This is a genomic window from Fusobacterium sp. (genome assembly GCF_029258315.1).
In the GTDB taxonomy this organism is placed as follows: Bacteria; Fusobacteriota; Fusobacteriia; order Fusobacteriales; family Fusobacteriaceae; genus Fusobacterium_B.
This window is the reverse complement of the sequence record NZ_JARHZE010000071.1, coordinates 1-2571: the sequence shown is the minus strand read 5'-3', so window position 1 is coordinate 2571 and position 2571 is coordinate 1. Positions and strand designations below refer to the sequence as shown.

General features: G+C 25.9%; 3 protein-coding genes. 1 reads left to right on the top strand and 2 read right to left on the bottom strand.

Going from position 1 to position 2571, the window contains the following annotated elements:
- On the top strand, window positions 1-581 hold a 581-nt coding region (locus Q1J48_RS05495), incomplete at its 5' end, for a PfkB family carbohydrate kinase (RefSeq protein ID WP_300361848.1).
- Window positions 582-654: 73 nt separating this feature from the next.
- Here Q1J48_RS05495 and Q1J48_RS05490 read toward each other — a convergent pair.
- Window positions 655-1992 (bottom strand): APC family permease, encoded by a 1338-nt coding sequence (locus tag Q1J48_RS05490; protein WP_300361846.1) that lies wholly within the window; start codon window positions 1990-1992, stop codon window positions 655-657.
- A 304-nt stretch (window positions 1993-2296) separates the two neighbouring features.
- The coding region (locus tag Q1J48_RS05485) for an ATP-binding cassette domain-containing protein (protein ID WP_300361843.1) at window positions 2297-2571 on the bottom strand (275 nt) is incomplete at its 5' end.

The following is a 2571-nucleotide window of genomic DNA, read 5'->3' as shown; positions in this document are numbered from 1 at the left end:
AACTTTCTCCTGAAGATATTGAAAAGAATCAAAATCTTTTCAAAAATTGTAGTTATTGTTTAATCTCTACTGAAATTCCAGAACCTTGTATAAAAAAAGTTATTGAAATTGCAAAAATTAATAATAGCAAAATAATTTTAAAACCCTCTTCAAGAAAAGAAGTTTCAAATGAAATTCTAAAAGAGGTTGAAATTTTAGTCCTGAATAAAACTGAATTTAAACTTTTATCAAAAAATAAAAAGAACATAGATGAAGGTGGACAATATTTTTTAAAAAATTGTGTTAAAAATATTATTATTACCTCTATAAAAGATGGATATACATTTATAAATGAAGAAAAAATAAAAAAATTTTCACCTATTAATTTTCCTAGTCTAGATATAACTGGTTCTTCTGATATTTTTATTGCAACCTTAGCTTCATATCTAACTAAAAATTTTAAATTGGAAAATTCTATTGAAATAGCTATCTATGCAGCAGCTTTTTCAACTCTTCATCAAGGACCATCTAATGGGCTAATGGATAGAACCTCTTTAGAAGCTTATATTGAGAAAGTTAATCCAGATCTTTTAAAAATTTAATAGAATAGTTAAAAATAAAAACCGATCTTTATATCTGTTAGATTTTTCTAACTTTTAAAGATCGGTTTAACTTTTAATCTATATTATTATTTTCTTTTTTTAAATATATTAATGCTATCAATATAACTATTCCACAAATTCCTAAATAAATAAAAGTTCTTGGATTTTGAAGTCCACCTATTATTATAATCAGTGAACCTAAAATAGCTATTGTTGGAACTATTAATCCCATTATTTTTCCTTTTACCTCTCCTTTTCTATATAGATTTATAACACATCCATATAGAACAATATATACTATATAACTAGCTACTATTGGTATTTCTGAAATATCTGAATTAGGTATTAAATTATATTTTTGAACTATATAATTTAAAAATATATAAAATACAGATATAACAAAAGATATTTTTGCTGAAATTTTTGGAATATGATGCCCTTTCTCCAATGAACTAACTTTTTTTGAACCAGGAAACATATTTCTAATAGCTAATAAATAAGGGATTCTCATAAATCCTAAAGTAAATCCATTAAGTGTTCCTAACACAGAAATTAAAATAAAAATTAAGAATATTTTAGCTCCACCTTCTCCAAAAAGAATTGTTATAGCTTCATTCACATGAGTATCCCCCAATTCCATAATTTTTTCTGGTCCAACTAAAATACTTATTCCAACAAAGTAAGATACATAAGCAATCAATACAAATATTGGTCCAACTATCAAAGCTATTGGTAAATTTTTTTTAGAGTTTTTAATTTCATGAGATATAGAAGTAGCAACTACCCATCCATCATATGAAAAAGCTATCGGTGATAAAGCTCCAATCCAAGCCATTGTATTTCCATCTACTAAATTTGATCCTGAAGTTGTTATAAGTTTTGGATCTCCATATATAAAACCAACAATTGCTAGTAAAGCTATTAAAAGACTTTTTGAAATTGTACTAAAATTTTGAAAAGCTCCACCTAATAAAGCTGAAAAATAATTTATAATAAAAATAATTAAAAATGCTACTCCACCAGATAATCCTATAATTTCTGGACTAAATTTCCATCCCATAAGCATACAAATATATACCCCAACTATCCAAGAAATTACACTTAATATAGCTGGATAATAAATAAAAACTTGAAACCAACCAAAAGCTCCTGCTATTCTTGAGTTGACATATTCTTCAACATAAGTTATAAGCCCACCCGCTTTTGTTGTTCTTGATGCTAAAAGTGCTATTGTTAAACTTCCAAATATTATTCCAACAGCAGCTATTGAAAATACCAAAACCCCTTTTAATATACTTCCATTAGTATAAACTAATATATTATCACTTTTAAAAAATATCCCTGAACCAATTACTATTCCAACTATCATAGTAATTGCGGTAAATAAACCATACTCTTTTTCCTTTTTCATTTTTTTCTCCTAATTTAAATTTGTCATACCTTTCTATTATACTATATATTTTATTAAATTAAAAGAATTTTTATAAAATTTTGTTATATTAATACTATTTTTTTCATATCTATGAAATTAAAAAATGTATAGCTTGATTTTAAATTACTTTTTTTTATTATATTTTTATAAAAAAAATAAGGATATATAACTTAATATAAATTACATATCCTTATTAATAAAATTTATTTTCAAATAAAATAAAATGCAACCAATTTGCAACCAGAGAGCTTTTTACTCTCTGTAACTGTTGCAAATATGATTTCTAAACCACCTTCAATGTCCACTCCTCTACATTCCAAACTTCAGTAACAACATCCATATAGAAATCTGGTTCGTGACTTACAAGTACAACTGTTCCCTTAAACTCTCTCACAGCTTTCTTTAATTCCTCTTTTGCCTCTACATCAAGATGGTTAGTTGGCTCGTCAAGAACTAAAAGATTTGCTTCTCTATTCATTAACTTACAAAGACGAACCTTTGCATTTTCTCCTCCTGATAAAACTCTCATTTGGCTTGTTATATGATCTCTTGTCAGTC